We start from the raw sequence: 2,849 nt of genomic DNA on the forward strand, positions 1-2,849 counted from the left end.
TGGACGTTGTGCACGATGCGGCCACTGACGCCGTCGTCGATCACTTCCGCAACGGAGCCGTTTTCGAATGCAATTACGGGGGTGCCGCAGGCCATCGCCTCGATCATCACCAGCCCGAAGGGCTCCGGCCAGTCGATCGGGAACAGCAGCGCCATGGCGTTGCCGAGGAATTCGGCCTTCTGCCGTTCGTCGATTTCGCCGACAAACTCGACGTTCGGATTGGCAGTGACCAAGGGCTCGATTACGTCATGCCAATAGGCGCGATCAGCGGCATCGATCTTCGCTGCCATCTTTAGCTTCATACCCGCCCGCGTCGCGATTTCGATCGCTCGGTCAGGGCGTTTCTCGGGAGAAATTCGGCCGAGGAAGGCAAGGTAGTTGCCACGCGGTTCTGAGGTGAATGGAAGCAAATTCCCGGGAAGTCCGTGATGAATGGTTCCTGCCCAGTTGGCTGGCGGCATGGGGAGACGTTGAGCATCGGATATGGAAACGAGGGGAACGTCCGGGAAGCTCCCATAGAAGGGCTTGAGGTCCGGGAGGTCCAAACGACCGTGCAAAGTCGTGAGCGTCCGGTCGGCAAAGGACCGGATCAGGGGGAAGTGCAGGAATTCCGTATGAAAATGCAGGACGTCGAAAGTATCGGCGTGCTGGCGCACCTCTTCCAGCATCATCACGTGGTAGGGGATGGGATCGCGAACGTCCGGATCGAGCCGAAGTGCCTGCGAGGTACACCGAACGAGACGTGCGGACGTCTCAGAATCGCCGCTAGCGAACAGCGTCACCTCGTGCCCCTGTCGCACCAGCTCTTCCGTTAGGTAGGACACGATGCGCTCGGTGCCGCCATAGAGCCTGGGTGGGCAGCTTTCCGCGAGGGGCGCAATCTGAGCGATCCGCATTACGGCAATTCCTCTCGTCCAGCGAAATGGAAAGTGACGAAAGCCAAACGGATAGAAAGGTCTGGCGTTCCTTCACGACTTCGCATCTCGCGTTCCGAGACGAAGCAGGCTCAGCCGGCCAGCGCCCTTCCGTAGAGCTCGGCGTAGCGTTCCGTGGGCTGAATCCAATCGAAGCGCTTTGCGACGGCATGTTTCCGCATACGCGCGAAGGAGCGCTTCGACGCGAATGCGCCAAATGCCCTCTTCACCGCGGCGCTCAGGCCCGCACCGGTCTTGGAGGAGAACAGGAAGCCGGAGTGGCCGTCGTCGATGGTATCCACGAGGCCGCCGGTGCGCGCCGCGATCGGAATGGTGCCAACACGCTGAGCATACATCTGGCTCAGACCGCAGGGTTCGAAGCGCGAGGGCATAAGGAGGAAATCGCTGGCTGCGAACATCCGTCGGGCCTCGGCATCGTCGAAACCGATGCGCGCAGCGACGGCATGTGGATAGAGTCGTGCCAGCCCACGGATTGCCTCCTCCATCCTCGCCTCACCGCGACCGGTGACGACCAACTGCCCCCCGTTCCGGACAATCGTCTCGGCTGCCTCGATGGCAAGGTCGATGCCCTTCTGGTGGACAAGACGGGAGATGATTGCGAACAGCGGGCCCGAGCTTTCCGGGAGATTGAAACTGCGACGGATCTCGGAGGCATGCCGTGCCTTCCATTGGCATATGGTCGTCGCACCAGCCCCGGGCCCGACATCCGACCAGCTCTCGTCGATACCGTTGATGATACCGCTGACGTGCCCTTCATCCATCCGGGTCTTGAGAAGGCCGTGCAGACCGCAACCGTGTTCGGGCGTGACGATCTCGCGGGCGTACGTCTCGCTGACGGTGGTGACATGGGATGCGTAATAGATACCCGCCTTGAGGAAAGAGAGCCTCCCGTGGAATTCCACGCCGTCGATGCTGAAGGCGCTTTCCGGAATGGCGAGAGTGCCCATCCGCTCGGGTCCATAAAGGCCTTGATAGGCGAGGTTGTGGATGGTGAGGATCGACGGCGTAGAGAGCCCTTTCCACCTCAGGTAGCCGGGCACAAGCGCCGCCGGCCAATCATGGACGTGGACGATGTCAGGTTTCCAGTTCGGATCGGCCTCTCCAGCCGCGAGCTCAGCGGCGGACAGGCAGAGCCGCGCGAAGCGTGTGTCGTTGTCTAGAAATTCGGTGCCGCCGAACGGCCCGTAAGGCGAGCCATCCCGGTCGTAGAGTTCGTCGCAAAGGACGACATAGACCGAGAGGCCGTCATCGGTCGCGAAGCGGCCAAGAGACCATTCGGGCAGACCGGCGGTAGCTGCGATTTCACGGACGATTTCCATACCGCGAGCGGCGGATCGCACGGCGCGATATCCGGGAATGAGGACTCGCACGTCGCACCGTGATCTCAACTGGCGAGGGAGCGCGGAAGATACCTCGCCAAGGCCGCCCGCCTTAATGAAGTCACCCATCTCCGGCGTGACAAAAAGTAGACGTGTGCGACTGGAAAAACTGCTCCCCCCGGTCACGCTCCCGGCAAGCGATTCAACCGGTCCCCAGCCGCCGCATGAGGACAAACCATCGACCAGGATTTTCATGTCTTGGCAGCTTCTCAGCGTTGCATGTCGTTTAGGCCGCGCTGTAAACGGGGAAATCCAAAGCATGTTCCCGGAAAAACGCCGAAATAGAAAAATAATTCTGGCATTGGCTAGGGTTCCTTCGGCACTTCATTGGAAAATAATAAATGTTGGTAGGGGCACGGAACTGGCCAGCGGACTTTCAATGATCATAACAAATGTTATGGACAGGAAAAGTGATCCCGGCAGTCTCTTCGCGAGCTTGGCGGTCCATCCGCTGCCCGGCTCATGCCGAGTGGCGGCCTTAACCACTGTTGTCACTCGGCAGCTTCCTCAGCTTGCGAAGCTATTTCAGAGTGCG

Annotated in this window: 3 protein-coding genes; 1 reads left to right on the top strand and 2 read right to left on the bottom strand. The window is 60.2% G+C overall.

Annotation, left to right across the window (positions count from 1 at the left end):
* Both IEW24_RS28550 and glgA read right to left on the bottom strand, forming a co-directional pair.
* On the bottom strand, positions 1–896 hold an 896-nt coding region (locus tag IEW24_RS28550; protein ID WP_188584323.1), incomplete at its 3' end, for a glycosyltransferase family 4 protein.
* A gap of 110 nt (positions 897–1,006) precedes the next feature.
* Positions 1,007–2,509, bottom strand: coding sequence for a glycogen synthase GlgA (glgA, locus tag IEW24_RS28555; protein ID WP_188584324.1), 1,503 nt, complete (start codon positions 2,507–2,509; stop codon positions 1,007–1,009).
* Between glgA and IEW24_RS28675 the strand changes: the two genes are divergently transcribed.
* A partial coding sequence (locus tag IEW24_RS28675) for a hypothetical protein (RefSeq protein WP_210324306.1) occupies positions 2,508–2,849 on the top strand: 342 nt, incomplete at its 3' end. The two genes, glgA and IEW24_RS28675, sit on opposite strands and share 2 nt — an antisense overlap.

It is taken from the genome of Azorhizobium oxalatiphilum (genome assembly GCF_014635325.1).
GTDB classification, from domain to species: domain Bacteria; phylum Pseudomonadota; class Alphaproteobacteria; order Rhizobiales; family Xanthobacteraceae; genus Azorhizobium; species Azorhizobium oxalatiphilum.